Consider the following 26,437-nt stretch of genomic DNA (forward strand, 5'->3'; position numbering starts at 1 on the left):
CATTTATATTTTCTCACTTAATGTACTTTCGCGTTAATTCTTCTTGACTTTTAAGCGTTAAAGCGTTATACTAACTCAATCAGAGTTACGCCAGTAAAAAAAGAGCGCAGCCATATCATGAGGAGGAAAACAATATGAAAAAGCGTATTTTAACAGCTGTACTTGCAGCTGCTCTTGTAACAGGAACCTGTGCAGCCACCGTAAGCGCGAAAGAAGAAAAAACTTATACGGTCGGCATCTGCCAGCTGGTTCAGCATGATGCACTGGATGCAGCAACAAAAGGTTTCGAAGATGCCATTACTGAAAAGATGGGCGATTCCGTAAAATTCGACGAGCAGAATGCACAGGGTGATTCCAATACCTGTTCCACTATCATCAACAGCTTTGTTTCTGAGGGAGCTGACCTGATTCTTGCTAATGCAACTGCATCTCTTCAGGCTGCTGCAGCAGGAACATCCGATATCCCGATCCTTGGAACAGCTGTTACCGAGTACGGTGTTGCTCTTGGAATCGATGATTTCGATGGAACTGTAGGCGGAAACATTTCCGGTACATCTGACCTCGCTCCACTTGATGAGCAGGCTGATATGCTTCATGAACTTTTCCCTGATGCCAAGAATGTGGGACTTCTTTACTGCTCCGCAGAGCCAAACTCCCAGTATCAGGTAGACACTGTCAAGGACGCTCTTGAGAAGCTTGGATACACATGCGAGTATTACGCATTCTCCGATTCCAATGATCTTTCTTCTGTTGTTACCACAGCTGCCAATGACAGTGACGTAATTTATGTACCAACAGATAATACAGTTGCTTCCAACACAGAGATCATCAACAACATCTGTCTTCCGGCAAAAGTTCCTGTAATCGCAGGCGAGGAAGGTATCTGCCAGTCATGCGGTGTAGCAACACTTTCCATCAACTACTACGACCTTGGATACAAAACAGGTGAGATGGCAGTAAGTATTCTTCAGGATGGCGAAGACATCTCCAAAATGCCAATTGAGTATGCACCGAAATTCACAAAAGAATACAATAAAGACATCTGTGATGAGCTTGGAATCAAGATTCCAGACGGGTACGAAGCAATTAAAACAGAAGAAACAGCTGAATAATCAGTAAAAAACCTGTTATGCACGGATACAGCGAGAAGGGATTTCCCCTTCTCGCTGTTCGTGCATAAAAAAGAGGAGGATATTTAATATGCAGATCATGGGTTTAATCACTGCACTCCCAGGAGCTGCCGCGCAGGGGCTTATCTGGGGAATCATGGCAATCGGCGTGTACATTACGTTCCGTATCCTTGACATTGCGGATCTTACCGTAGACGGAACCTTATGTACAGGTGGTGCTGTATGTATCATGATGATGCTCAGCGGACACAATGTATGGATGTCTATGCTGGCAGCAACAGGAGCCGGTCTTCTGGCCGGACTTGCCACCGGTATTTTTCACACTTTCATGGGAATCCCGGCCATCCTTGCCGGAATCCTGACACAGCTTTCCCTTTATTCTGTAAATCTTAAGATTATGGGAAAAGCAAACCAGGCAATCAATGTTGACAAGTATAACCTGCTTGTTTCCCTTCGTCGTGTTAAAGGTGTTACACTGACACAAAACACACTTTTTATTGTAGCTATAATGATCTTGCTTCTGATTGCTGTTCTCTACTGGTTCTTTGGAACAGAGCTTGGCTGCTCTTTACGTGCGACCGGATGTAATCCGAGCATGTCACGCGCACAAGGTATCAACACAGACTTCAATAAAGTTCTCGGTCTGATGCTTTCCAACGGACTTGTTGCTCTTTCCGGTGCTCTCCTTACACAGTACCAGGGATTCGCAGATATCAATATGGGACGAGGTTCCATCGTCATCGGCCTTGCCGCAGTCATCATTGGAGAAGCTATTTTCAGCCGTATTTTCCGCAACTTTGCGCTGAAACTTCTAAGCGTTGTATTCGGTTCTATTCTCTACTATCTGGTTCTTCAGGTTGTTATTTGGATGGGTATTGATACAGACCTTCTGAAAATGCTTTCTGCTCTTGTTGTTGCACTGTTCCTTGCTTTCCCATATTGGAAAGGCAGATATTTCACAAAAGCCAAACAGGGAGGTAAATAATCATGCTGGAATTAAAAGATATCCACAAAACATTTAATCCAGGCACCATCAATGAAAAGGTTGCCTTAAATGGCGTGAATCTCCACCTGAACGAAGGCGATTTTGTTACAGTCATCGGTGGAAATGGTGCCGGTAAATCTACAATGCTGAATGCCGTTGCCGGTGCCTGGCCAGTAGATTCCGGAAAGATCATTATCGGTGGAACAGATGTTACCAGACTTTCCGAATACAAAAGAGCAGCTTATCTTGGCCGTGTGTTCCAGGATCCTATGACAGGAACTGCTGCCACCATGGGTATTGAAGAGAATCTTGCTCTTGCAAAACGCCGCGGCAAATCCCGTCTTCTCCGTCCGGGCATCACTCGCCAGGAACGTGAAGAATACCATGAACTTCTGAAAATCCTTGGTCTTGGTCTTGAGGATCGTCTTACTTCAAAGGTAGGTCTCCTTTCCGGCGGACAGCGTCAGGCTCTGACGCTTCTTATGGCCACTTTGAAGAAACCTCAGCTTCTTCTTCTGGATGAGCACACAGCTGCCCTTGACCCGAAAACAGCTGCCAAAGTTCTTGAGATCACAGATATGATCGTAAACCGTGATCACCTTACAACCATGATGATCACCCACAATATGCGTGATGCCATTACCCACGGCAATCGCCTGATCATGATGTGGGAAGGAAAGATCATTCTGGACATCCAGGGCGAAGAGAAAAAGAAACTTACTGTAAAAGATCTTCTTGATAAATTCGAGGAAGCAAGCGGTGAGGAATTTTCCAATGATTCTGCGCTGCTCAGCTAGAAGAGTTTCATAATCAGTCTGCACACTCTGTATATTGCTTTTAACAGGGAACTTACTTGATCTGATCAAATACATATTATATAGAAAGAACCAGAAGAAATTTCATTATTTGTACTATGAGATTTAATCCGGTTCTTTCTTTTTTCGAACTTTTTCTGATTTTCTTACTTTATTTCTACTGTAAATTCCCCGTTCATTCTGCTGTAACGATAAATAGATGAAGTAAGATAATCTTCTTTTGGTGTTGCCTTTTTTATTGTATCCAGAAGAACTCCTTGCAAATCCTCTGGATAGACAACTTCAGTACTGTGTACCATCACTTCATGAATACTGGTAAACACCAGATATAAATCAGATTCCAGAAGCTCTGCCAGCCGTCTGGCCACTCCAGGAAGAAAAATCGCTGTAGCTCCATTGGTACGTTTTTCCGTGCTGAGACAATTTCCGGAAATGCCCCTGTTCGGTTTATATTGACTCAGAATATCCATGAAATTGTCTCCCGCATATTCCTTATCAAAGAGCATTTTTTCCCAGTGATAGATTCTTGGCGGACTGATAAAATAAGTATTCACAAGAGCTGACTCAAAAACAACCTCTCTGTCTTTTCCCCACTTTTTCAAAAATTTGTCTTTAACTTTTGTACTTAAAATATAGCCTTCTTTTTCCCCTGCGAGATAATAAAGAACAAGTGCAATATCCCCTACCTGATGATAAATCGTATCTTTCAGCACATCTCTGTTTTTATCTGCATTAAGAAGCCTGATAAAGAGTCTTCCTTTTATTTTCTCATAATTATCCATATTTTCAACATCACAGACTACACAGGTCTCCCTGGCATTTTTGATTTCCCGGATACAATCGTGGATGATATTCTCAAGCTTGTGTTCCTGACAGTATCTTTCATAAAGTTCTTCTGTATGCAGCCCGCAGACCTGACGTGTTTTGTCAACAGATCCGCACTCCACAAAAAGCCTGTCTCCTGTGCAGCCATACATCTCTCCTTTCCTGGCGAAATATATCTTCCCTTCCTCAAGCTCCATAGCTGCAAGAAGAAGTTTTCTCAGATCCGTAATAAAAGTTTCATATCCATTTTCCATATTCTGCTTTCCTTTCTGCGAAACATGCGGACGAATGTCCATGATAAGATAGATGACTATACATCGTATAAATTAATGTACAGTCTTAGATTGAATTGAATTAATAGATCTGTAAGAGATTTTTTCGTGCAGAAAACAGATGCTTTCTGCTGAGTTGTCTGCTGTATGGAACAGTATAAAAGATATTTTCACATTTGTAAAGAAGTTTTCATCGACAGAAAAAGCAGCCGAAAGCTGCTCTTTACTGTCACATTTATTTTGTTATTTTTGCTCTATGTCTGATATGGGAATCTCAGTGCCGAATTTTCCCCTGTTCTTCCAAATATCTCAGAAATCCCTCACAACCTTCCATAACATCTTCATAAGTCGCATCAAAATTTCCTGTATACCAGGGATCCGCAATATCCCTTCCAGAACCTGCAAATGTAAGAAACTTATATATCTTACCTTCCGGATCATTTTTCAACATTCTGTTAAGATTACGGATATTTGCAGAATCCATGCCAATGATATAATCAAAATTAATGTAATCTGTCCATGTTATCTGCTTGGCCCTGTGCGGCACTAATGGGATTCCTGCTTCTTTTAACTTGTTTACTGTTCCTCTGTGCGGTGGATTGCCGATTTCTTCTCTGCTTGTTGCAAAACTGTCGATAACAAACTGATCTGCCAGGCCCAGGCATTTTACTTTGTGGGTAAAAACACTCTCGGCAAGAGTTGATCTGCAAATATTGCCGTGGCAGACAAATAACACTCCTATCATTACTTAAAACTCCTTGAAATGCTGTATTTACGCTGTTTACAGGTATTTTCCGATAATCTTCAATCCTGTCATTTTCCTGTATATCACAGCATAAATTCGTATATTTTCTTATCCAAATTTAGTAACTTCTTAGTAATAATCAGCCTGGAAAACAGGCTTTCTAAGAACCTTATAATCAGATTATTTTTAATTCTTTTTTCTATTATTTTATCATACTATGCCAGTTTTGCAATCCTATTCATCTCTTCTTTTGCATCAATTAATCCCAGATGCGTATATACATTTAACGTAACCCCTATATCAGAATGTCCCATTAAATATTGGAGTGCTTTCGGATTCATTCCAGCTTTCGCCATATTAGAACAATATGTATGCCTACATACATGAGGCGTGATCTTTGGCATTTGTTCCTCATGAGTACGATTATACTTTCCTAACGCCCACTGAAAATGTTTTTCCCAATGGAGTGCTACCTCAGGCATATCTTTTTTATCCAGGAATAAGAATCGACTATATCCATCTATAATCGGCTCAACCCTTACTTTTTTACGGTTTTTCACAATCTGTTCAAAACATTCATAAACAAGATTCATTTCTCTGGCAATGTCTGCATCACTCATATCCATAAACTATGATAATAACACAACATTCCTTTTCTTTTCAGTAAGTGTCTGCAGTGCTTCAGCAATCAATGCATCTTTGACTTCTATGTCGTAACCCAGAACCTGAAAACGATGTGTTTCCATTTCATGCTCATCCATTATAAAAAGTCTGCTCAACTCCTTTTCTGATAATTCTGACAACATCACTTCATACTTCTGGCGATATGCCATATGCTTTTCATAATTAATAACTTCACTTTTCAATGCCAGCTTGCACAGAGAATCAAACTGATGTCTGACTGTCTGCTCATCTTGAAAAGAGGATTGCTCCATAAGAGTTCACCTCCTTCCCCGCTGGTAGGCAATAAGCAAAGTTCTTGCTTCCCCTTCACACATATCCCAAACGGATGAGTGCATTTGTCGGGGTGTGGGAAGAAATTTTTAAAAAATTTCTTAATAAATACGAGAAAATTGTTTTTCCTGTATTTTGAGGTATATAAAAAACGTCCTAATGGGTAGTTTTTAGCCCATCGGACGCTATTTATATCAAAAAATAATATTTTGCCATCATTTCTTGTGGCATATAATTCACTTTTTGAGGTAAAGAAATTTATTTGCTTTTTTGAACTATTTATCTATTTCATCCGTCACGTAATAACGGATATGATACCAGACAATAAAATTCTTAATCTTTCCAATACCTCCGGATCTGTTTTACGGAAATTCAGAATTTTATATGTCTTATCAAGCGGATATTCGCAATCCGCTTCGCTACTTGCTCATAACCGAATAACTGCTCCGCAGTTTATCAGAAGGAGTTTGCACTCCTCCTGATACAAGCAAGTCCCCACCCACTGCTTATTGCTTTTCGCAATTGAAGCAGGGGACTTACTTGATTCTGTCAAAAAGTGAAATATCACCCTCTTTTTTAGTGAAATATTAGTTCATTTTCTTTCAGGAAAGGGAACTATACACTAAACATGGAGGTGTATCATATGCCAAAACAAACAGATAAAGAACTGGGATTGTTTTTTAAGAACGCCCGACACGAGCAAAAATTGACTTATGAAAAATTAGCTGAAAAAGCAGAAATGTCCAGCCGATATTTAAAGAAAATTGAAAATGGGGGCCGAGTTCCCAGTTTTCATAAAATCAGAAAACTGGTACGCGCTTTAAATGTTCCTCCTGAACCATTGTTTTATCCAAACAATCATACAGATAATCTTGATTATCAGCGCCTGCTCATGTACCTGTCAAAATGCAACGATGAGCAAATTACCGCTATCCTTGCCATCGTAGAAGCATACCTGCGCACATACAAAATTCCTACAGACCACGATAAACAAGATCCCTGAAATTCATTTGAATTCTATCTGAATTATTCTGAAGAAGCGGTATGGTTTCCCATACCGCCACTCTTAACGTGCATATTTTTCTATCATTCTCTTAACATTCATGGATTTCTTTATTGCCCCTATATTAATAAGAAACTCAACTACATCCATCATTCCCTGGTAATAAGCCCGCTGCTCCTCTTCATAATGGAAATGTTCTAACTGATCCAGATATTTATTCCAGAAATTCTGCTCACGCTCTGGGATTTTTTCCAGATGTAGTGGCAGCTTCTTTTGTATTTGTTTCAAATTCTTCTCTGCTTCTTTCCATTCTTCCGGCTGTACTGTATATTCTCTTTCTCCGGAGTCACAGCGCAATTCCTCAAATAAATTCGATACTGCTTCATAAAATTCATTCATCTTCTTTCCACCTCTCATTAGAATTATTTCTCATTACAGGCAGCATTATCATTTTCTTATTTCAAAAATCAAATAAACTTTCCAAAAACTTCATCTTTAGAAGTATAGTAACAATATTTTTCCTTAAAATCAATAATAATACTTCATCTTTAGAAACTTTTGAGGATCAGAATGATTATTTATTGGGATAAAAAAACGAACAGTAAAAACAGAATAGGACAACGGGTAAAAGAATTACGAAAGGCTCATAATCTTACTCAGAAAACACTCGCTGCCAAATTACAACTTGCAGGATATGATTTTAATGATCTGGCAATCCTGCGAATTGAACAAGGCACACGTTTCGTTCCCGACTACGAAGTTGTCGCACTGGCCGAAGTATTTAATGTTTCCTGCGAATATCTTCTTGGTCTGACGGACGCTCCTGCAAAATAATTCAATTGTATTGCTGCCCATTCTATGCTAAACTATGGATAGATACTTCTGAACAACATACACTATTTATAAACCGTATGATTGGAGTGATTTCATGGAATTAACAAAAAAAGTCCCTACAACCGATAAAAACCAGGAAAACAATCATCTTCTCCGCATGTTAGACCGGGGAATTGATGATATGGAAGCTGGTCGTGAATTGCCACTGGAAGATGCTTTTCGCAAAATCACAGAATTAAGGGATGCACGAAGAAATGCAAGAATATAAAATTATTTTAACCTGGGAAGCAATTTACGATGTCACAGACATTGCAGATTATATTGAAGAAGAATTCGGCCAGCAACGTGCTGACCGTTTTCAATCTGATCTGAAAGAACAAATGCAGAATTTAGGCCAGTTCAGTACTGCCTTTCCCCGAACTCAAATTCTGTACAGAGGATATTCCATACATAAAAGATCTTTTCCGCCATCTATTATTTTTTATATTATAATGGAAGAAACAAAAGAGATTCATATTCTCCGAGTGTTGCGCCATGAACGAGATTGGGAAAATATCCTGTTGCAAAGATCAACTTATACATATCCAGAATGAATACCTGGGAGCCAATCAGAGATTTTTCTGAAAGGCTTCCTTTTTTATTACTTCCCACTGTCAATTAAATCATAACTCATATCCAGAAAATCCAGCGTCTTAGCTTCACTGACAGAATCATCCAAAAGAATCGTAATCCAGTGTTGCTTATTCATATGATACCCCGGTAAAAATCCATACGTTTGAATAATCATCCCAACCAGATCAGGATCACATTTTACATCCAGGATGTCAATGTTTCCATCTTCTTCTAATCCCAGTATTTTCTTTTCCACTACCATAATTATAGCATACCATTTTCCATTTTTATGTCGAAGCACCGCAGAATCAGGATCTTTTTTCCATAAATATTCCGGTTCAGTTCCATATTGCTCTTTCACATATTGAAAAATTTCCTCACGTTTCAAATTTATCCCTCACTTACGATTTCTTGCTCTGATTATACGCTATCAGGATTATATTCTCAACCACTTCTCACAGCTCCATTTATGTTTTATAGCTTTTGCATAGCCTGCTTTGCAGGCTACACCCCAAAAGAAGCAAGCACTGCCAGTGTCATGACAACTGGCTCATTTTGTCAAATTCCCTTTCCGGTTCATTCTACCAAAATTTATCAGGGAGTATCCCTGGCCCTCTCATATTTTATAATTTCTTAATTTGACGCTTTCACCCAGTCCTGTTAAAATAACTTACAGATACATCTGTCCAAACCAACAAAAAACCAAGTACCATAACTGTCATAGCCGAACTGGTTAGACAGTTTTTTTGTACTCTTTTTTATAGAAAAAACGAATTGGAGGATTTCAATGAGCAAACGTACCAGAATTCATCCCGTACAATTTTATTTGAATGATGACGAACAATACATTTTAGAAGAAAAATATCGTCTTTCCAGGATGAAAAGCAAATCTGCCTTTCTACGGAAAATGATCTTATATGGATTTGTATATGAAGTAGACTACTCTCATATCCGAAAAATGAATACCCTGCTGGGCAATATCAGCAGCAATTTGAATCAGATCACCCATCGTATAAACAGTACCAATACAGTTTACCCAAAGGACCTGGACGATATAAAGGAGTTAATGGAAAAAATATGGCAGTTACAAAAATCCATGGTATCAAAACAACCGTTGATAAAGCAATAGAATACATCTGTAATCCAGATAAAACAGACCAGAATCTATATATTTCTTCCTTTGCCTGCTCTCCCGAAACAGCCGCTCTTGATTTTAAATACACTTTGGATCATACACATGATTGCAGAGATCCGCACAATACAAATAAGGCATTTCATCTGATTCAGGCATTTTCCCCTGATGAAGTTTCCTATGAGGAAGCCCATCAAATAGGCAAAGAACTTGCGGATCGCTTACTGGATGGAAAATACTCCTATGTCCTGACAACACATATTGATAAAGGTCATGTACATAACCATTTAATTTTCTGTTCTGCAGATAATATCACTTTTTCTCATTATCATGACTGTAAAAAGAATTACTGGAAAATACGAAATCTCAGCGACACTTTATGCCAGGAACATAACCTGTCCACAATTATGCCAGATGGTAAAAAAGGAATGAAATACAATGAATGGGCTGCAAATAAATCTGAATCCAGTAAAAAAACGCAGCTGCGAAAAGATATCAACCAGACAATCCGAATCGTTTCCACTTATTCAGAATTTCTTACATTTATGGAAGCTAAAGGATATGAAATAAAAAACGCAGAATTTGGCGAAAACAGCAGAAAATACATTACCTTTCGTTCTCCCGATATGTCCCGTCCAGTGCGTGGAAGTGCTAAATCTTTAGGAAAAAATTTTACTAAGGAACGTATCAAAGAACGCATTAATAATAAGCTTCGCAGAACTACCGTTCCTTCTGTTCGTAATAAGTTAATAGACACCAACACTCCCAATATAGCAGAAAACATTGGACTTCAGAAATGGGCAAATAAAGAAAATTTAAAAATTGTCTCTGCTGAATATAACAAGATGCTCACACATAATCTACATAATTTTTCAGAACTTGAAGACCGCATAGCCTTGTTACATATGCAGCAAAAAGAGGTAAATACCTCTGTTGTTTCTCTCGAGTCTCAGATACACCATCTTCGAGAAATGCTAAAATATGCCGAACAATATCAAAAAAATAAAATTTATGACGACCATTATAAAAGTTCCAAAGATCCAGATCGTTATTTCCGTAAATATGAATCTCAAATTATCCTTTTCGCTGGTGCCGAGCATATTTTACAGGAAAATGGTATAGACCTGAAACAGCTCAATACCAATAAGTTACAGGCTCAAATTTCAGAGCTTATTTCCAGAAAGAAGTCAATAAATACTCAATATGTTTCCTTTCGGAAAGAAATGAAAGAGTTGGAATTGATACATCAAAACTTGTCCAAGTATCTAAAACCGGATGATCCTGAAATAGAAAAATCTTCCCATAATAAACTTCCTTCTTTGTAAAACCATAATAATAGGCAGCGATTTCACTCGCTGCCTAAATTCCCGTTAAACCGATATCCTACACCTCGTACTGTTTGTATATATAATGGTTGTCCAGGATCATCTTCTATTTTTTCTCTGATATTGCAGATATGTCGCATAACCACATTATAATCACCGGAATAAGGTTCATTCCATACCAGATCATAAACCATTTCTTTTCCAAATATTCTACCTGGACTTTTCGCTAAAAGAAGTAAAATATCATATTCATATTTTGAAAGATGAACATCACTATCATTCTTTTTAACAATTCGTTCCTGTAGATATATTTTTAATTCTCCAAACCTTATAATTTCCGGTATGAATTGGTTTTTATGTTCCCAGCTAGTCAATATGTTTTCACTTATGCTTCCATTAGCATCTGTGATTCTCTCAATAATTTCTATCTTTTTCACCTTTATTGCCTCTACATTATTAATTTTATATTCTATATATCATCTGCCATTTGACTTTTTTCTTCTACAAGTAATATAATATATTTATTACATATGTAGGATTTAGCAGGAGGATTTTATTATGTCACTACCCCAAATTTCAGAAGCCGAATTTGAAGTTATGAAAATTGTATGGAAATATGCTCCCATCAATACAAATGAAATTACAGAAAAACTTACTCTAACTACCAGCTGGAGTCCAAAAACAATTCAAACTCTTATCAAGAGACTTGTTTCCAAAAAAGCTCTTTCCTACGAAAAACAAAGCCGGGTATTTGTCTATACTCCATTAGTCCAAGAAGATGAATATATACGCCAGGAAAGCAATTCTTTTTTAAAGCGATATTATAATGGAAATCTTTCTTCTATGCTGGCTTCTTACCTTGAAGACGATAAGCTCTCTTCAACAGAAATTGATAACTTACGCCATTTATTATCAAAACATCAGAAATAGGAGGTTTTGAATGAGCAACTGGATTATCCACTTTTTAATCAGTAATATCTTCATATGTATTTTTACACTTGTAATAATCGGAACAAAAAAACTTCTGAAAAAATATTTATCTGCGGCTACACAGTACCATCTCTGTTTTCTTTTATTTTTACTACTTGCCGTGCCATTTTTTCCTGTACAGATTCATGGCTCACAACTTTTTTCATGGTTACATTTTTTTCAAACTGACTCAGGACTTAACTCTGGTACCGACACGCTATCCGAACTTACCAGTAATACACAAAATATTTTGTTAAACCAGGTGAATGATTTTTCAGTTTCCATCAGTAGTCAATTTTCTGGAGGCTTGAATACCATACTCTTTCTAATATGGATAACGGGTGTTATGATTATGTCAGTCCTCACCCTTCATTCATTAAACTATGTACGTTCCATAAAAAGATCTGCTCTCCCGCTTCAAAATCAGCAGGTAAAAACTATTTATTACAATTGTTTAAAGGAACTTAAAATCTCTCACCCAGTATCAGTCTACAGTACTGCATTTTTAAAATCACCAGTTTTAATCGGAATAATACATCCCAGAATTTACATTCCCATCCATTTAATTTCCGAACTGAATCCTGATGATATGCGTTTTATGCTGCTACACGAATTACAGCATTACCGTCACAAAGATACATTTATTGGCTTCCTCATGGTCATAAGTAATATACTCTACTGGTTTAACCCTTTTGTTTGGTACACTTTAAAAGAAATTCTCTGTGACCGTGAAATAGCCTGTGATTCTGCTGTATTGCAGATGATTTCTGCTGATGAATACCAAGCTTATGGAACTACACTGATTAATTTTGCAGAAAAAATATCCTCTTTTTCCTCTCCACTGGCAGTTGGAATGTCCGGAAATTTCAGGCAGATGAAACGACGTATTCTCAACATCGCCGTTTTTAGGAAAGAAACTCTTTATCAAAAAATGAGAGCATTGATAATTTATCTGGTCATTAGTGCTGTTTTTATTGGATGTACACCCATTTTATCCATTGATGCCTCTACTCAAAGCGTATATCATTTTAGTGATACAGACAAAAATATCTCCCTGTTAGATATATCCGAAACATTTGGAACATATGATGGATCATTTGTTTTGTATGACAATAATTTGGATTCCTGGAAAATATACGATCTTGAAGAAGCCACCAAACGTATTCCGCCAGAGTCTACCTACAAAATATACGATGCATTATTAGGGTTGGAATCCGGAATCATCACACCAGAACACTCTTCCATGACATGGAATGGTGATGCCTTTCCTTTTCCATCCTGGGAAGCTGATCAAGATTTAAACTCTGCTATGCAAAATTCCGTTAACTGGTATTTCCAGGCAATTGATTCGCAGCTCGGAATTAACAGAGTCCAGGAATTTTTGAATAAAATAGAATATGGAAACCAGACAACCAGTTCAAATCTGGATTTATACTGGTCCGATTTTTCATTAAAAATCTCGCCTTTAGAGCAAGTAACATTATTGAAAAAATTTAACACAAATGAATTCCATCTAAATTCCCAAAATGTATTTTCTGTTAAAAATGCTATAAAAATTGCCAGTACACCTAATGGTAATTTCTACGGAAAAACTGGAACCGGTCGTGTCAACGGACAGGATATCAACGGCTGGTTTATCGGATATGTAGAAACTTCCGATAACAGCTATTATTTTGCAACCAATATCCAAAGTGATTCTAATGCAACTGGCAAAAAAGCATTTGAAATCACTTCTGATATCTTAAAAAAATTACATATATGGAATTAACAAATATGAAAGGGCTGATAGTTGTTATCAGTTCTTTCTTTTTATTCTATATTGATATTTGGGAACTTCTTTCGTACCATTATTCAGAATTTTATTCCCCATATATTTAAAACTCTTATCATCGTTGAACTTAACAGTCAGCTCACTTGTAATAACGGCATCATTACATATAAATGTATCACATACAGCATCAACAACCAACACACTGTTTCCCTCTCCGCTATCTCTTATTTCAACGACCTCCGGTAAAGATGTTCCAAAATAAGTAGGGCTATAATTTAAACAGCCTAATCGTTCCCAGTCATAAGTTTGATGTTCAGAATCAAATACTGCCCATTTTTTAATTTGATCTGCTGTTATCGGCAAAAACTCCATTATCAGATTTTCAAACTCTTCTGCCGGAATTCCACTTGAGTTACCTGAAAACTCATATCTCTCCCCGTATTTCATTCGATATAAATATTCATATAAACCATTATAATCTAACCCTTCCATATCAGATCTATCCCAATCAGAACATAAAAGATTATTCCCCTGATATCCAAGCAAATACACACACCTCTTTGAAACTTCCCTGCATGCATCACTTAAAGGTTTAATTCTTATCATAGAACTGCCATCAACCGCTTCTGATACTTCCGGATACTTTGGAACGCATAGCGTATAACCAAACCAGCCTTTTTCTGTATATTTCCATTCTTCTATCCTTGTATACGAAACATATACAATAGATGGATTGTCGTTCATACCCCAAACAGCTTTCACAGCCAGCAAATACATATCTGTCCCATCATAATTGAATTTGAGTCTTTCTATCCCACCATCCCTGTTAATCCTATATAAGACGATATCTCCTGTCAGATCCTGTTCTGCCCTGAAAAGAAATTCTTCCATTTTAGAATAATTAGCCATATTTGAATACGGTGCTGATGTAATAACGGGGACATTTTTTTCCTTTAATACTTCCTGCATTTCTTCCATTACTGTCTCAGAAACTACTATATTCAATGAAGTCCCTTTATCCGCCTTTTGATAAATGACTTTCATCTGATTCATAACATTCTTACAATCTTCAATAGCTTCTTCTTTCACGACTTCATCTACTGGCAAATCATATCCTCTTTCTTGTACAGCATAATTCGCAGTTTCCTGTGAAATATATTCTAAATCAGCCCCTTTACATTTTGTATTTCCTATGAAAAAGCATCCCGAAATAAATAAAACGCTCATCATCTTTTTCAGTTTTCTTTTTGTAATCATATCAATTATCTCCATAACATTCCTCCCACTTTTCGTCTGATAATCTTTCTGTATACCAGGTAACCTCTATTTCTGACCTTGATACATAATTGGATACATATTGAAATCTATCTTTATCTAACAGCCGAATGGTTACGCTATGACAAAACGCCTGATCTAATTCTTTTTGTGGCCATACCGCATTTACTTCCAGTGTTATTGTTCCATCTTGATTTTCTATGTAGGAAACAACTTCCGGATATGGAATATATGGTGTGGGAGCAAAATCATATACGATTCCTCTGGTTCGATACCGATATGTCTGTATTTCTGTGTGAAATACCGTTCCTGTCTGCAGTATCTCTGCGCTTATATTAAAATATTTTTGAAATATCGTTTCAAATGATTCTTTTGGGATTTCATAAGTCTTTCCTTCCTTAAATTCATCAGTTTTTTCTTCCATTGAAAGTAAACGATCAAAAACATCATAAAAATTTATTCCATCATAATTTTTTTCACTCCAATTAGAAGTAAACAATTTATTAAGTGTATATCCAAAAGGAAGTATATATTTTCGATTCAACTCCCGACATTTTTTATTTAACGGTGCTACCCGAAAGTCCCGATATCCAGACGGTCCATCATATCCTGCCGGATGATATTCTTCTATAAAGAAATGCCCGTTTTCTGTATATTTCCATGAATTAGCTCTAAACTCATGATAATATGTTTCCTGCCAAGTATCCTCTTTCCATTTAAAAGAGCTTACTTCAACGTCTATTTTCCCCTGTTTGGTTTTCAGATCATACCGAATAAAATGATCCCCTGCTATAACTTGAAATATAGTAGTTTTTCCATTTTTCTCTTTTTCTGCTTTTTTCAAAAAATCATCTACTTTAATACTTTGAACCATATCCAGCTGATTGTAGGAATCAATTACTGCATATCCATATTTTCCAAAATAATCCATACTTTTTTGTATTGTACTCAACTCATATAGTGCATTTTCTTTCGCAGCATTCTCATATATGCTCTGATAGTCTTCTGCCAGCATTTCACACTCTCTGTAAATTTTTTCTTTCGTATCTTCAATTGTCTTTTTCTGCTCTTTCTTTATGCCACATCCACTACAGACAGCAAGAAAAATAACTCCCACAAATATTTTCCAAATTTTTTTCATATCATTTTCCTCTTACATTTGTAATATTTAAAGGTAAAAATTATTCATTACCAAGATATTCATCCAGTATCGCCTTATCCTTTTCCACCACATAACCGCTTCCTCCAATATCTTTCACATTCTCTACCATACTGATGAGCAAAATAGGATTCTTTGTATCTCTATCTGTAGTAAAAACTGTAAACCAGCCAATTTCTGTTCCAGATGTATCTTCTTTTGTAGCTTTCAGTTCCGCTGTTCCGGTTTTTCCTGCTAATCTAATGTCTTCCCGGCATGCTCCATAACCAGTTCCTTCCGGGTTATTCACTACACCCTCTAACCCCTCCATAACCTCCGAAACAATTTGTGGTGAAAAAGCATCTTTTATCCAGATTTCACTGGAAGTGCTTCCACCATCCGCGTGAAGATATGGCTTTATCATATTTCCATCATTTAGAAAAGCCGTATAAATGCTTGCAAGATGCAAAGGATTTACCAGAATCTGTCCCTGTCCATACCCACTGTCAGCAAGCTGGATTTCTGTTTCTATCTTGTCCATATTAGAATATTGGGACTCTGACATTTTAATATCAAATGGAAGTTCCTGATTAAATCCTATTTGATTTAGAGACTGCATCAGTTGATCTGCACCAATTTTTAATGCTGCTTTTGCAAAATAAATATTATCTGAATAAATAAGCGCATTTTTCAAGATCACAGGTTCATAATCATGAAGTGTAGTCACTGTATAATCTCCCCACGAGGAATCTTTCTGCCACGCCAGACCCTCATTTCCAAAATCGTCATTTGCAGTAAATGCCCCCACTTTTAATCCAATTGCAGCAATTACAGGTTTAAAAGTTGAGCCAGGACACCATGTCTGGCGAAAGCGGTTGTATAAAGGCCTGTCTTCATTTTCATTTAATGCACTCCACTGGCTGTTGTCCATTCCACGTACAAAATCATTATTATCATAAGATGGCGTACTTACCAACGCCAATACTTCCCCTGTATAAGGATTCAAAGCTACAGAACATCCTCTGTCTTCTTTAAATTGTTCATAAAGAGTACTTTGAAGATCACCATCAATCGTAGTATGGATATCTTCTCCATCTTTTCTAGGCTCATATGCAATAACACTTTTTTTATTTCCATTTGCATCTACAATACAGATTTCACACCCATCTGTTCCTTTTAGTTCTTTTTCATAAAGCGTTTCCAGTCCAGTCTTTCCAATCACACTGTTTGTACGATACCCTTCCCCTTTATGTTCCTGCAAATCTTCGGCTGTAACCGCCTGTACATACCCTACCAGATGAGAGGCAGCTTCTTTTAGATAATAAGTTCGTACTTTTACATCAGATAACATAATACCTGGAATCTTCAATAATGTGTCCTGCTTTTCTTTTTCTTCCAGAACAGTTTTATCCGGATTCACTGTCAAAAGATCGACCTCTTGTATTTTAGGAATTGTTGCTACTGGTACAAAAGAATCTGCTTTTACCCAACCGGCTTTTAACTTATCCTCAATTTCGTCTGCTCCAATTCCAAGATACTCTGCCAGTTTTTTTATTGTATCTTCTCTGTTCTCCATCCTGCCCGGAATAATTCCTACCGAAGATGCAGTTCCCTCTCCAGCCAACTGACGACCATTTCTGTCTAAAATATCTCCTCTCTTTGCCTCTTCTGACGTTACCTGAACTTTATCCGTTGCAGATAACTCTGGAAAAATCAACTGATCCTGCCAGATTAAATGATATCCTGTCCAATCATGTGAAAATACCGCATCGTTGGTAAATTCTACATTTCCTGCAGCAGTCTGCATATTTGTTGTATAGGAAACTGCCGCATTTCCGTTTTCTTGTCTTTTTACTGTAATATCGGTTATGGACAGATCAGACATCTCAATGCCTTCATATATTTTAGAATTTCGTTCTATAAATTCTTCCTTACTGTTCATGCTGCTTTTTTTCTGATCCAGCATGGCATACATTTGCTCATATTCCCCTTTTTCAATATATTTCATATATTCCATTAGTCTTTTTTCAGGAACATTACAATTCATTATTGTTACAATACCGATTCCACCACCAATCAATATACCGCTAAATAAAACTATTTTTGTGATAGTCTTCGTGTGTTTTTTTCTTTTCGTTTTTCTCATATAGTTTTATTTCTCCTTTTTTCGTATTTTCTTAAATATTACACTTGTAATATTTAAACGTCAAGTTTTTTCTTAGGTTTATATATGTAAACAAGAGGAAAGATTTGGAAAAAAAAGAAAGGGCATCTCAAAGCCCTCTTTGATAAAGAACTTTACCGACACCCTGAGGTAATGGTTTCTCCGGATGTTTTCCAAACGCTATAATCACTCTCCAGAAGAACCAAAAACGATTTTTAATTTTTCTCTCAGAAAAAAAGAACTACTCTAAATCTGCAGATCTTTGAAATAACCCTGCTCGTTTCTTATAATCACAAACATATTCAGGCAACACATTCTTTGCTGGCAGATTATTATAGCGGAAAACGCAACAAATCCTTTTATTAACTTTTGTTCCATATATTTCCTGTACCAATCCTATTGTTTCATCATCTGAACAAAAGCTCTTCGGAATCTCCCTACAATCCCTGATAATAACGCAAATCTGTTTACTATGTCCTCTCTGTCAATATACAAGCCAGCTAATCTCTTTATTATAGTATCTAAATACTTCTTCCCAATTCCACTACTCAAAATTTCTTCAGTCACTGTTTCTGCAGATGTGTTTTTATATCAGCCAGAGTTTCCCTGGCTGAATTCTTCCAATATATACCTGTTAACACTTCTCAATGCTGACACTTTTTCCTTCGCTTCTCATCTTTCACCTGCTATACTGCACTCTGGCTTGAATTCATTCCCCCTCTTCCAGTTCCGATTTATAATCTTCCAAGTCCATAAGAAAAGTCTCATAGCCTTCATCACTCATGCAGAACAGCTTTCTTATGGTATTGCAGACAAGCCCGATCATATCCGCATCCCCTTTCAGAAATGGAATGATATGGTCAATAGCTTCCATTGTGTCATTTCTGTTTCCTTTATCAAACATTGCCGTTACTAAACATTCATCTGTATCAAAGTTCATTGCCAGATCCATCATAATTCTACATCCCCCTTCTTATGTGCTTTGGATTTTTCTACTTCTTTATTTTTCTGTTCCTGTGCTTTTGCCCTTGCCTGAAACTCTTTCAACGACTGCAGCACAGATTTTTTCAATTCCCCTCTTTCGCCCTTTGCCGGCTCTTTCTTTTGTGTCTGGTTCTCTTCCACTGATACGGATTCTTTCTTGACTGGTGCTTCTGAAACTTCCTGTTTCACTTCCACAGTCTGTTCTGCTTCCTGCACTTTTCCATGTTTCTCATTCAGATACTTTTCCATATCGTTAATTGCTTTCTGTACCAATGGACTTTCCTTATAATGAGGAATCATATCTATCAGTTCCCTGTCTACTCTGTCCCAACACATCAGTTCGTACTCTCCAGAATAATCCTTATCCCCGTCCTACAGGTCAAAACCAATCCCTTTGCCTCCATGCAGTCGATCTGCCGGAATACTTTCATAAATCTTAATCGCTTCTTCCAGAGTAAGATTATTATGGTATTCTCCCATGACCGGAAACTCCATACACTCTGCCACATAAAAAGTAATCGTAGCTTCCGGCTGTTCCTGTTCTGATTGTCTGGTAAAGATAGAAAAGGTTTCTGCATTTTCCAGGCGGGAAAGTAATGACCGGGCAGTTATCACATCACTGTCTATATCAGATTCTTCCGATACTTCAACCAGCCAGTCCTTTAAACACCCTGTTTTCTGATTCAAAATGTCCTCTGTGATTTTCTCCACCTGTTCTTCCCTGTTCTCAACGGTATCTTTATAATCGTAAGTGTCATATTCATAGCTGAAATTATCTAAATCCACCGCCAGCTTTTTGATCTCCTGCTGATCAAGGTAAGCATCTGCTTCCTTCATATATTCTGCCAGAGTGATTCTTTCTTCGGCAATAGGATTGATGTCCACCTTAATACCTGCCATTGCGATGCCATGAGCATTTAATTCATTGAAGAAACTGTCCTCCCGGATATTGCCACGATAAGAAAGCACCACATCAAGGTCAGAATCACCTCTGTAAAGTTCCTCTCTGCTTCTAGAACCATGCACCCTTGCTGCAAGCAGCTCTACTTCATTTTCTAATCCCATATCTTCCAGAATACCCTGTGCGTGATACAAGACACCCCGTTCCACTTCTGCCCTGCTAAGACCATTTAATGCAACCTCATCTCTTCCAATCTCAGAAGTCGCACGAAGTTCACCTGCCTGTAGTAAGTCTTTGGAATGTTGGATGGTCATTGCTTCAAATTCCTTGTAATCCACTTTGACGCACTCCATATCATCCATTCTTTCACTTTTCAAGATTTCATAAGTAGCCTTCTGAACAGATATATCTGGATTATCGTAATCGCCCGCATTGATTTCATGCAGATCAGAATCATAGAAAATGTAAAAATAGCCTTCTTCCGTTTCCTGTACGGTCAGATACCCTTTGCTCTTGGTAAACTGCATTGCAATTCCCTCACAGGTATCTACTGCCTTTTCCCGGTCATAGTCCTCAAAAATACTTGGAGGACAGTTCTTTAATAACTGTGTAAGCTGCATCTGTCGTTCATTCGCTTCTTCCACTTCTGCCATTAAATCTTCATAATCAACGTAAACCGCATTTTCCAGGGACACATCTTCGTCCTCCAGAATATCTTCTATTGCCTGTCGCATAGAAATATCAGGATTGTCATAAACACCACCGTCAATCTCATCGTAATCCAAAGCATAAAAGGTATAATCATATCCTTCCTCTGTTCTCTGGATTGCAAAATACTTATCGTCAATCTTATATGCAAGTTCATCCGGCTCTATTTCCGGCATAAGTCCTTCCACAGAAATCCCTTTCTCCTGCAGATATTCTGAAATAGCTTCCAATGCTCCTGCATCATACCCATTCCGGAGATCTTCGGCTACAAGCTGACCATGTTCCGATACGATAATCCCTGCCACATCTGAACCATACTCATCATGCTCCATGAAGAAGAACTTCTCTCCTGCATACTCTTTTTCATCTACTGTATGCCAGGTTCCATCATGTCCGTCTGCTTCAAATCCTCTAGTATCTGCTGTAATGGTGACTTCCGCTTCATCTAATGCCTGTTCAATCTTCTGCATCCGAATCTCTGCTCTTGCCATGTCAATAAATCCGTCCAACACCGCTGGATGGCTTTCTATCACATAATCCTGATTCAGATTCTTTCCCTGATTGATATTTTCCGGAATTTCGATATGTTCTGCCCAGTCTTTGTTCTGTCTGGAAAATCTGCCATCATAGGAAAGTTCCCGGAGCGTATTCGCTATAACAAACGTCATACGCTCTTTCCCAAACTGTTCCAGCACTTGTCTTGCGGCATCTTCCTTTAAATGCAGTCCATCAAAATTTAATACGATTGCTTCTTCAATAGCTTTCTTACAATCAATGTTGAACTTTCTGGAATCCAGATATGTCTATCAATAAGCAACAAAACAAACATAATAAGCCATATCCCCCATGCGATCCAACAGCCTATTCCTTGATATTGGATATCTATGATTATTCCAATAATAAAAGGAACTGACATAAACATCATTCTTTTTCCATATGCCTTACACATAGCATTCTCATCGTATTTCTTTCGTTCATCCGCTGATTTCATATTATAACCCGACAAGAATTTAGCAGCTTTTCCTTCTGATTTATAAAACCACATTCCAAACAAAAACATAATCACTGCCATCATAAAGTCAAAAACAATATAGAACATATAATACAATTTCTCCTTTCAGCCAATCACTCTTATCTCTTTGAATTTTCTACATTACTCTTCAGCTTTGACCAAACATAGCAAATCAGTATATCCTGACTGCATAAGTAATTGCTTAAAACCAGACATCACTTCTTCTTTTGTATAATTATTATTTTTCAAAAACTCACTATCCTTCTCACTAAGGTATTGGTAGAAAAGAGCTGCTGCCATTACCTCATTTCTGTCTGTATAATCAATGCTATCTAAAAGTATATTCTCTGCTTCGTTAATTTTCCCAGAATCAATCATATCAAGAAAATCTTTCAAATTTTTCCCTGATACTTCATATTTATTTTCTTTTTCAAGTTCAACAGAAACATACTTTTTCCCAAACATTAAAGAAAATAATACTCTTACCATTTCTTTTATCATTCGCATAATATAGTCTTTTTCGTCTGTGAAATACATTTTTCACCTCCATAACTACCGATTTCTCTGTTTCAAAAACTGGAATTTATTTTAATATCCATGGTCAACATGTTGCCATTGTCCGCCATTTGTTCTAACTAAAATCCACTTCCAATCATTGTATGTACTATTTGGATTCAGAGAACCATCTCCTCCAGATGAATCAATATCGAATGAAGATAGCAAAACAATGACTTCATCTGCATTGTTCCTATCTGCCCAATCTTGATGGTCTTTAGAGCTGTCATCCCCTGCATAATAAATTTCTGTAAGAGTACATCCATTCCAGTTGCTCTTAAACTCTTTTTTTATGGTGTCAATAGCAGCTGCAATATCCTCTTCAGAATATATTTCAGATTCTACATTATGCGTGTTTACTTCATTAACACTTCCACCACAAGCACTCAAACTAAATACAAGCAGAATACATAGCATTGCACATACAATCTTTTTCATAATTCACACTACCCCCATCAATTCCGATTTCTCAGTTTCAAAAACTGGAAGTTATAAACATCTTTGCAAATATACCATATCTATTAACTGTACACCACACTCATAAATTGAGTGGTCATAATTGTCCGTAAAGAAATTCGGAATATTGTGAGATCGGACAAATCCGCATTTTTCATAAAACGGTACGGTCAACGGGCTGTCACCTGTTCCAACCTGCAAAATAGAATATTCATCTGCATATTTACTTGAAAGGAAGTCAATCAATGCTTTCCCATAGCCCTGTCCTTGATTCTGAGGATCAACTGCAATATTTTTAATTTCAAGTATTCCATTATCTTCATCAGTAACGACACATTCAGCTTTTACATTACCATCTTCAAGTACATACATAGTACCTTTTTCAAGATAGTGATCAATCATATTTTCCTGCTCATCAGCTAATAACAATAATGCTATAAATTGCTTTTTATTCTCATTCACTTCTCGGATTTTCATATTTATTACTCCGTCAAACTTGAATTTGACTTGCCTATTTTCTTAAAATCTCATGTGGAGCTTCTATTTCATTTGCCAAGGTATGCTCTGTTAATTCTGACATCAATTTCAATTTTTTATTAATCAATGGTCGCATACAATTAGGAACATGTTCCTGATGCGCTCTGTGGATTGCTACACATTCCTTACAGTTTCCGTGATAACGACAGACTTTCAGGCAAGGACAGTGATCTTTGTCTTTATACTCCTTACGAAATTCCGCTGCAAATTCTTCTTGCAGTCTCAGTCCCTCGACACGGTTTCCCTTATGAAATTCTACCATTGCATCCAGTTCTTTCTGGTTCCCTTCAATCTTCATGTTATTATAGCGCCTCCATTTCAACTATTCCTCATTTTCTGATAAATTCCGATTTGTTAATCACATAATATCACACTTCTCCTACAATTACATCTATCTATTTTCATTGCACTTCCACTCTGCTCACTTCTGTCATCAGCATCCGATTAATCTTCTCCTGCATGGTTTCTTTCTCATCTTCATTAAAGTGATAGCGGACAACATATACCGTCTGTCCGATCTTCTTTGTAAAAGTGTGTCCCTATGTCGCTGTATTCATCATTTTTTCCATAATCATCAAATTCCTTTCTGTTATATGCCCGACAGAGAGAGGTTCGTATTGTCCCTGCCGGAAGTTTATCTATAAACTGTCAACGTAAATGTCAACATGGGTTTTCAAACTTCTTATGGGATGTTTTTTCCTATCCTCCAAATACATCCCAAGAGTTTTTTGAATATCTTTGTTGACAATTGGTAAAAACAGCAAAATCACCAGTAAATATAAGGGTTTCGGCTGTCAACAAGAATGTCAACAAGCAATACATTTCCGGGTAAATCGACAGCCTTCAGGTGCCAAAATCAGCCTTTCTCTCTGTCGGGCAGGTCAAATGGAAGTTCGAGTTGTTCTGCCTTTGTCAGCTTCGTAAATCCATCTTTATCCGGTTCGTTGACACTCTCATCCTCTGTTCCTTCCCGAATCCAGCTCCGCTGTCTGCCATAACCTTGCTTTTCAAATCTGTGAATCCCGGCTCTCTTCCAACCTGTGATCTGGGTATCCATGATCGAGCAGATCTCATTGGTTTCAAATTTCTTTGGTTCCCGGTCAAAATGGTCAAATGCTTCTTTCCAGATTTGCACCGAGCATGCATGGGTTCCTTTGTAGGCATCCAGCCATCCCTGAATCGTTCCTGCCATGGTATCTTCCTGCGTGAACTGTTTCCTATATTCCTCAATCTCTTTCTCCATCTCTTTTGAAAATTTTAACAGACTGTTTTTATTCTCCGTTGTCCAGTAGAGCACCATCGCTTCTGCCCACAACTGGTCAAAATATGCTCTTGCTTCTTCCTCATCATCAAGGATATGTTTCTCTGCCTTACTGCTGTCTATGGCAATCGGCAGGAAACGTCTTGACCCTGTACGGTCAAAGGGAATGAACTGCCTTGTGTTTGTTGATCCGGCAAAAGCACACTGACGCTTCCGGTCTTCCCCATAGACTGCATATGGATCACGGTAAGAATCTTTCTGTCTGGTCAGGAATGATTTGATTTCTTCATTGTTCTTTGCACTGATCGTAGCAATCATCTCTGGCATTTCTATGATCCAGTGTCCCCGCAGATATTCATAGACTTTATTGTCGCCAAGATTGCGTAAGTCATCGGAAAACCAGTCATCCTTTAAGGCAAGGAAGCGGAAAAAAGTAGATTTTCCGGCTCCCTGCTGACCGACCAGACAGAGCATTTCATCCGCTTTGCATCCGGGACGGTAAATCCTGCTCAACGCTTCCATAAGGAAATGCTTCATTACCTCATACACAAAGTCCGAAGCATCTGCTCCCATATACCGTTGCAGGACATATCGAATCCGTTCCTGACCGTCCCATTCCAATTCTTCCAGATATTCGCAGATTGGGTGGTAAGCCCGGCTTTTTGCTTCCATCCTCATTGCTTTATCCATGCAGTTTTCACTGCGAAGACTGTAATAGCGTTCAAAAAAATAGTAATAATACGTTCTGGCATCATCATCCAGCTTGCAGATCTCATCGTTCCACCAGAGGATCTTTACAATATCAATCCGCCCAGTCAGCTTGTTGTATTTCAGGCTCTCCCGGATATACGGATCATATCTCAGTACAAGTATATAATTATCCACGGTTGCTTTGACCGTTCCTTTCTGTGTCAGCTCAAGCATATCCCGGACTTTTTTAATCTCTTCCTGGTCTACGGTTTTTAACATTTCTTGTATGGCATCTTTCTGCTCCTTTGTCACAATCTCCTTTATCTTTGTATCGCTCAATTCTCTCTACCTCCTTCCTTTTTTCATTGACCAGTGCTTCTTTCTCTGCCTGATCTCCAAACAGCAGAATATCCAGATAATACTCCACTGTGGTCAGTTCCCTTAATGCGGTCATAAACCTTTTGTCCCATCCTTCCTCTCGGTTCTTCGGTGCATACTGCACTTTCCAGTCCACCAGCAGACTCCGGTAATCCAGATATGCTCTCAGACACCGCTGATACTCTGACTGCCATTTTTCTTCCGGTGTTGGTTCCGGCTTCTTCACAGATATTGGCTTTTTCTTAAAACCATCAATCCGGTCGGCATAAATAATTCCAAAATCATCTGCCAGCTTCTGTGCTGCTTCTTTTAATCCAAATCCAAATAACTGTGCCGTAAAATCTATCGCATCCCCGGTGCAGCCACATCCAAAGCAGTAATATCTCCGGTCAACTTTCATACTGGGTGATTTATCATTATGGAAAATGCAACAGATCATCCCACTCCTGTTAGGCTTTCAATCTGTAAATCAGGATTAAATCTCTGATGAATGCCTTTCACAACTTTCAGTAATTCCATGAGGCCATCTGCCGCATAGTATTGAGGCTGCACCGGAATCAAAACGCTATCAGCCGCACTTAACGCATTAATTGTCATCATTCCCAACGAGGGCATACAATCAATCAGGATATAGTCATAATCATTTTCCAAAAATTCCAGATATTCTTTTAAGACTTTTTCTCTGTCCTCTACCGTAAATAATGACATGTCCATTCCCGAAAGAAGTTTATTAGATGGAATTACATCTATTCCTTCCTCATGGTGTAAAATTGCTTCCCTGGGATCAAATTCTAATCCCATAATGATATTTTCCATCATTGTTTTCAATGTTACCCTTAAGTTCTTTGGAAAACCAAGTCCCATTGTCAAATGTCCCTGTGGATCAGCATCTATCAGCATTACACGTTTTCCAACCTTAGACAGTCCTACTCCAAGATTAATAGTGGTTGTAGTCTTTGCTACTCCACCTTTTTGATTTGCGATTGCGATTATTTTGCACATGATA

The 26,437-nt window shown here is 37.8% G+C and carries 30 protein-coding genes and 2 pseudogenes; 11 read left to right on the top strand and 21 right to left on the bottom strand.

Going from position 1 to position 26,437, the window contains the following annotated elements; genetic code table 11:
- The first annotated feature begins 134 nt into the window (after positions 1-134).
- The 3 genes from AC04Q4_RS05465 to AC04Q4_RS05475 all read left to right on the top strand — a co-directional run bounded on the left by AC04Q4_RS05465 (position 135) and on the right by AC04Q4_RS05475 (position 2,912).
- On the top strand, positions 135-1,112 hold the full coding sequence (locus AC04Q4_RS05465) for an ABC transporter substrate binding protein (protein WP_476388642.1): 978 nt from the start codon (positions 135-137) through the stop codon (positions 1,110-1,112).
- An 88-nt stretch (positions 1,113-1,200) separates the two neighbouring features.
- Positions 1,201-2,115: an ABC transporter permease gene (locus AC04Q4_RS05470; RefSeq protein ID WP_119240385.1), complete on the top strand. Its 915-nt coding sequence runs from the start codon at positions 1,201-1,203 to the stop codon at positions 2,113-2,115.
- Between the two features lie 2 nt (positions 2,116-2,117).
- Positions 2,118-2,912, top strand: coding sequence for an ATP-binding cassette domain-containing protein (locus AC04Q4_RS05475; RefSeq protein ID WP_476388643.1), 795 nt, complete (start codon positions 2,118-2,120; stop codon positions 2,910-2,912).
- Positions 2,913-3,076: 164 nt separating this feature from the next.
- Here the strand turns inward: AC04Q4_RS05475 and AC04Q4_RS05480 are convergent, their stop codons facing one another.
- From AC04Q4_RS05480 to AC04Q4_RS05495, 4 genes and pseudogenes are all read right to left on the bottom strand, one after another.
- Entirely contained in the window at positions 3,077-4,009 is a 933-nt protein-coding gene (locus AC04Q4_RS05480; protein WP_476388644.1) for a DUF5688 family protein, read from the bottom strand.
- Positions 4,010-4,301: 292 nt separating this feature from the next.
- On the bottom strand, positions 4,302-4,772 hold the full coding sequence (locus AC04Q4_RS05485; RefSeq protein ID WP_476388645.1) for an arsenate reductase/protein-tyrosine-phosphatase family protein: 471 nt from the start codon (positions 4,770-4,772) through the stop codon (positions 4,302-4,304).
- Between the two features lie 215 nt (positions 4,773-4,987).
- Positions 4,988-5,392 (bottom strand): tyrosine-type recombinase/integrase, encoded by a 405-nt coding sequence (locus AC04Q4_RS05490; protein WP_330604211.1) that lies wholly within the window; start codon positions 5,390-5,392, stop codon positions 4,988-4,990.
- A 12-nt stretch (positions 5,393-5,404) separates the two neighbouring features.
- Positions 5,405-5,707: pseudogene (locus tag AC04Q4_RS05495) on the bottom strand (sigma-70 family RNA polymerase sigma factor); the annotation flags it as partial.
- A gap of 662 nt (positions 5,708-6,369) precedes the next feature.
- Here AC04Q4_RS05495 and AC04Q4_RS05500 point away from each other — a divergent pair.
- Positions 6,370-6,729 (top strand): helix-turn-helix domain-containing protein, encoded by a 360-nt coding sequence (locus tag AC04Q4_RS05500; protein ID WP_476388646.1) that lies wholly within the window; start codon positions 6,370-6,372, stop codon positions 6,727-6,729.
- Between the two features lie 63 nt (positions 6,730-6,792).
- Here the strand turns inward: AC04Q4_RS05500 and AC04Q4_RS05505 are convergent, their stop codons facing one another.
- On the bottom strand, positions 6,793-7,128 hold the full coding sequence (locus AC04Q4_RS05505; protein ID WP_476388647.1) for a hypothetical protein: 336 nt from the start codon (positions 7,126-7,128) through the stop codon (positions 6,793-6,795).
- Positions 7,129-7,299: 171 nt separating this feature from the next.
- On the opposite strand from AC04Q4_RS05505, the gene AC04Q4_RS05510 reads away from it, so the two are divergent.
- From AC04Q4_RS05510 to AC04Q4_RS05520, 3 genes are all read left to right on the top strand, one after another.
- Positions 7,300-7,563 carry a helix-turn-helix domain-containing protein gene (locus AC04Q4_RS05510; protein ID WP_015541275.1) on the top strand — a complete coding sequence of 88 codons (264 nt, stop codon included), beginning with the start codon at positions 7,300-7,302 and terminating at the stop codon, positions 7,561-7,563.
- Between the two features lie 94 nt (positions 7,564-7,657).
- The gene (locus AC04Q4_RS05515) at positions 7,658-7,831 is read left to right on the top strand and encodes a hypothetical protein (RefSeq protein WP_005426514.1); all 174 of its coding nucleotides are present in this window, start codon (positions 7,658-7,660) and stop codon (positions 7,829-7,831) included.
- The gene (locus AC04Q4_RS05520; protein WP_019162149.1) at positions 7,818-8,156 is read left to right on the top strand and encodes a type II toxin-antitoxin system RelE/ParE family toxin; all 339 of its coding nucleotides are present in this window, start codon (positions 7,818-7,820) and stop codon (positions 8,154-8,156) included. Before AC04Q4_RS05515 ends, AC04Q4_RS05520 begins: the two co-directional genes overlap by 14 nt.
- Positions 8,157-8,203: 47 nt before the next feature.
- Here the strand turns inward: AC04Q4_RS05520 and AC04Q4_RS05525 are convergent, their stop codons facing one another.
- Positions 8,204-8,563, bottom strand: a complete 360-nt coding sequence (locus tag AC04Q4_RS05525) for an MmcQ/YjbR family DNA-binding protein (RefSeq protein WP_019162150.1) — start codon at positions 8,561-8,563, stop codon at positions 8,204-8,206.
- 399 nt (positions 8,564-8,962) lie between these two features.
- Between AC04Q4_RS05525 and AC04Q4_RS05530 the strand changes: the two genes are divergently transcribed.
- Together AC04Q4_RS05530 and AC04Q4_RS05535 are read left to right on the top strand one after the other, a co-directional pair.
- Positions 8,963-9,304 carry a plasmid mobilization protein gene (locus AC04Q4_RS05530; RefSeq protein ID WP_005426517.1) on the top strand — a complete coding sequence of 114 codons (342 nt, stop codon included), beginning with the start codon at positions 8,963-8,965 and terminating at the stop codon, positions 9,302-9,304.
- On the top strand, positions 9,253-10,632 hold the full coding sequence (locus AC04Q4_RS05535; protein ID WP_476388648.1) for a relaxase/mobilization nuclease domain-containing protein: 1,380 nt from the start codon (positions 9,253-9,255) through the stop codon (positions 10,630-10,632). The genes AC04Q4_RS05530 and AC04Q4_RS05535 overlap by 52 nt, the downstream gene beginning before the upstream one ends.
- A gap of 23 nt (positions 10,633-10,655) precedes the next feature.
- Here AC04Q4_RS05535 and AC04Q4_RS05540 read toward each other — a convergent pair whose 3' ends face one another.
- The gene (locus tag AC04Q4_RS05540) at positions 10,656-11,069 is read right to left on the bottom strand and encodes a winged helix-turn-helix domain-containing protein (RefSeq protein ID WP_005426519.1); all 414 of its coding nucleotides are present in this window, start codon (positions 11,067-11,069) and stop codon (positions 10,656-10,658) included.
- Between the two features lie 118 nt (positions 11,070-11,187).
- Here AC04Q4_RS05540 and AC04Q4_RS05545 point away from each other — a divergent pair, with 118 nt between their 5' ends.
- Entirely contained in the window at positions 11,188-11,562 is a 375-nt protein-coding gene (locus AC04Q4_RS05545; RefSeq protein WP_092073165.1) for a BlaI/MecI/CopY family transcriptional regulator, read from the top strand.
- Between the two features lie 10 nt (positions 11,563-11,572).
- Positions 11,573-13,369: a BlaR1 family beta-lactam sensor/signal transducer gene (locus AC04Q4_RS05550; RefSeq protein WP_021650354.1), complete on the top strand. Its 1,797-nt coding sequence runs from the start codon at positions 11,573-11,575 to the stop codon at positions 13,367-13,369.
- Between the two features lie 27 nt (positions 13,370-13,396).
- Here the strand turns inward: AC04Q4_RS05550 and AC04Q4_RS05555 are convergent, their stop codons facing one another.
- The 14 genes and pseudogenes from AC04Q4_RS05555 to AC04Q4_RS05620 all read right to left on the bottom strand — a co-directional run bounded on the left by AC04Q4_RS05555 (position 13,397) and on the right by AC04Q4_RS05620 (position 26,433).
- Entirely contained in the window at positions 13,397-14,644 is a 1,248-nt protein-coding gene (locus tag AC04Q4_RS05555; protein WP_476388649.1) for a DUF6070 family protein, read from the bottom strand.
- On the bottom strand, positions 14,631-15,788 hold the full coding sequence (locus tag AC04Q4_RS05560) for a DUF6070 family protein (RefSeq protein ID WP_476388650.1): 1,158 nt from the start codon (positions 15,786-15,788) through the stop codon (positions 14,631-14,633). Before AC04Q4_RS05560 ends, AC04Q4_RS05555 begins: the two co-directional genes overlap by 14 nt.
- 40 nt (positions 15,789-15,828) lie before the next feature.
- A complete protein-coding gene (locus AC04Q4_RS05565) occupies positions 15,829-17,931 on the bottom strand; it encodes a penicillin-binding transpeptidase domain-containing protein (protein WP_476388651.1) in 2,103 nt (700 codons plus the stop codon).
- Positions 17,932-18,658: 727 nt separating this feature from the next.
- Positions 18,659-18,904 carry a transposon-transfer assisting family protein gene (locus AC04Q4_RS05570; protein WP_476388652.1) on the bottom strand — a complete coding sequence of 82 codons (246 nt, stop codon included), beginning with the start codon at positions 18,902-18,904 and terminating at the stop codon, positions 18,659-18,661.
- A pseudogene (locus tag AC04Q4_RS05575) lies at positions 18,901-21,339 on the bottom strand (LPD16 domain-containing protein). Before AC04Q4_RS05575 ends, AC04Q4_RS05570 begins: the two are co-directional and overlap by 4 nt.
- Positions 21,279-21,641 carry a DUF3784 domain-containing protein gene (locus AC04Q4_RS05580; protein ID WP_243873897.1) on the bottom strand — a complete coding sequence of 121 codons (363 nt, stop codon included), beginning with the start codon at positions 21,639-21,641 and terminating at the stop codon, positions 21,279-21,281. The pseudogene AC04Q4_RS05575 and the gene AC04Q4_RS05580 overlap by 61 nt, the downstream one beginning before the upstream one ends.
- Positions 21,642-21,695: 54 nt before the next feature.
- Positions 21,696-22,091 (bottom strand): DUF6483 family protein, encoded by a 396-nt coding sequence (locus AC04Q4_RS05585; RefSeq protein WP_005337294.1) that lies wholly within the window; start codon positions 22,089-22,091, stop codon positions 21,696-21,698.
- A 51-nt stretch (positions 22,092-22,142) separates the two neighbouring features.
- Positions 22,143-22,547 (bottom strand): LptM family lipoprotein, encoded by a 405-nt coding sequence (locus tag AC04Q4_RS05590; protein WP_119235663.1) that lies wholly within the window; start codon positions 22,545-22,547, stop codon positions 22,143-22,145.
- A gap of 51 nt (positions 22,548-22,598) precedes the next feature.
- Positions 22,599-23,042, bottom strand: coding sequence for a GNAT family N-acetyltransferase (locus AC04Q4_RS05595; RefSeq protein WP_476388653.1), 444 nt, complete (start codon positions 23,040-23,042; stop codon positions 22,599-22,601).
- Positions 23,043-23,076: 34 nt separating this feature from the next.
- On the bottom strand, positions 23,077-23,400 hold the full coding sequence (locus AC04Q4_RS05600) for an LPS biosynthesis protein (protein ID WP_119235664.1): 324 nt from the start codon (positions 23,398-23,400) through the stop codon (positions 23,077-23,079).
- A 103-nt stretch (positions 23,401-23,503) separates the two neighbouring features.
- The gene (locus tag AC04Q4_RS05605) at positions 23,504-23,620 is read right to left on the bottom strand and encodes a transposon-encoded TnpW family protein (RefSeq protein ID WP_476389084.1); all 117 of its coding nucleotides are present in this window, start codon (positions 23,618-23,620) and stop codon (positions 23,504-23,506) included.
- Between the two features lie 338 nt (positions 23,621-23,958).
- Positions 23,959-25,392, bottom strand: coding sequence for a VapE domain-containing protein (locus AC04Q4_RS05610; RefSeq protein ID WP_476388654.1), 1,434 nt, complete (start codon positions 25,390-25,392; stop codon positions 23,959-23,961).
- The gene (locus tag AC04Q4_RS05615) at positions 25,301-25,870 is read right to left on the bottom strand and encodes a CHC2 zinc finger domain-containing protein (protein WP_476388655.1); all 570 of its coding nucleotides are present in this window, start codon (positions 25,868-25,870) and stop codon (positions 25,301-25,303) included. The genes AC04Q4_RS05610 and AC04Q4_RS05615 overlap by 92 nt, the downstream gene beginning before the upstream one ends.
- Positions 25,867-26,433 (bottom strand): AAA family ATPase, encoded by a 567-nt coding sequence (locus tag AC04Q4_RS05620; protein ID WP_476388656.1) that lies wholly within the window; start codon positions 26,431-26,433, stop codon positions 25,867-25,869. Before AC04Q4_RS05620 ends, AC04Q4_RS05615 begins: the two co-directional genes overlap by 4 nt.
- Positions 26,434-26,437 lie beyond the last annotated feature (4 nt).

Source organism: Blautia sp. HA8986 (assembly GCF_056504635.1).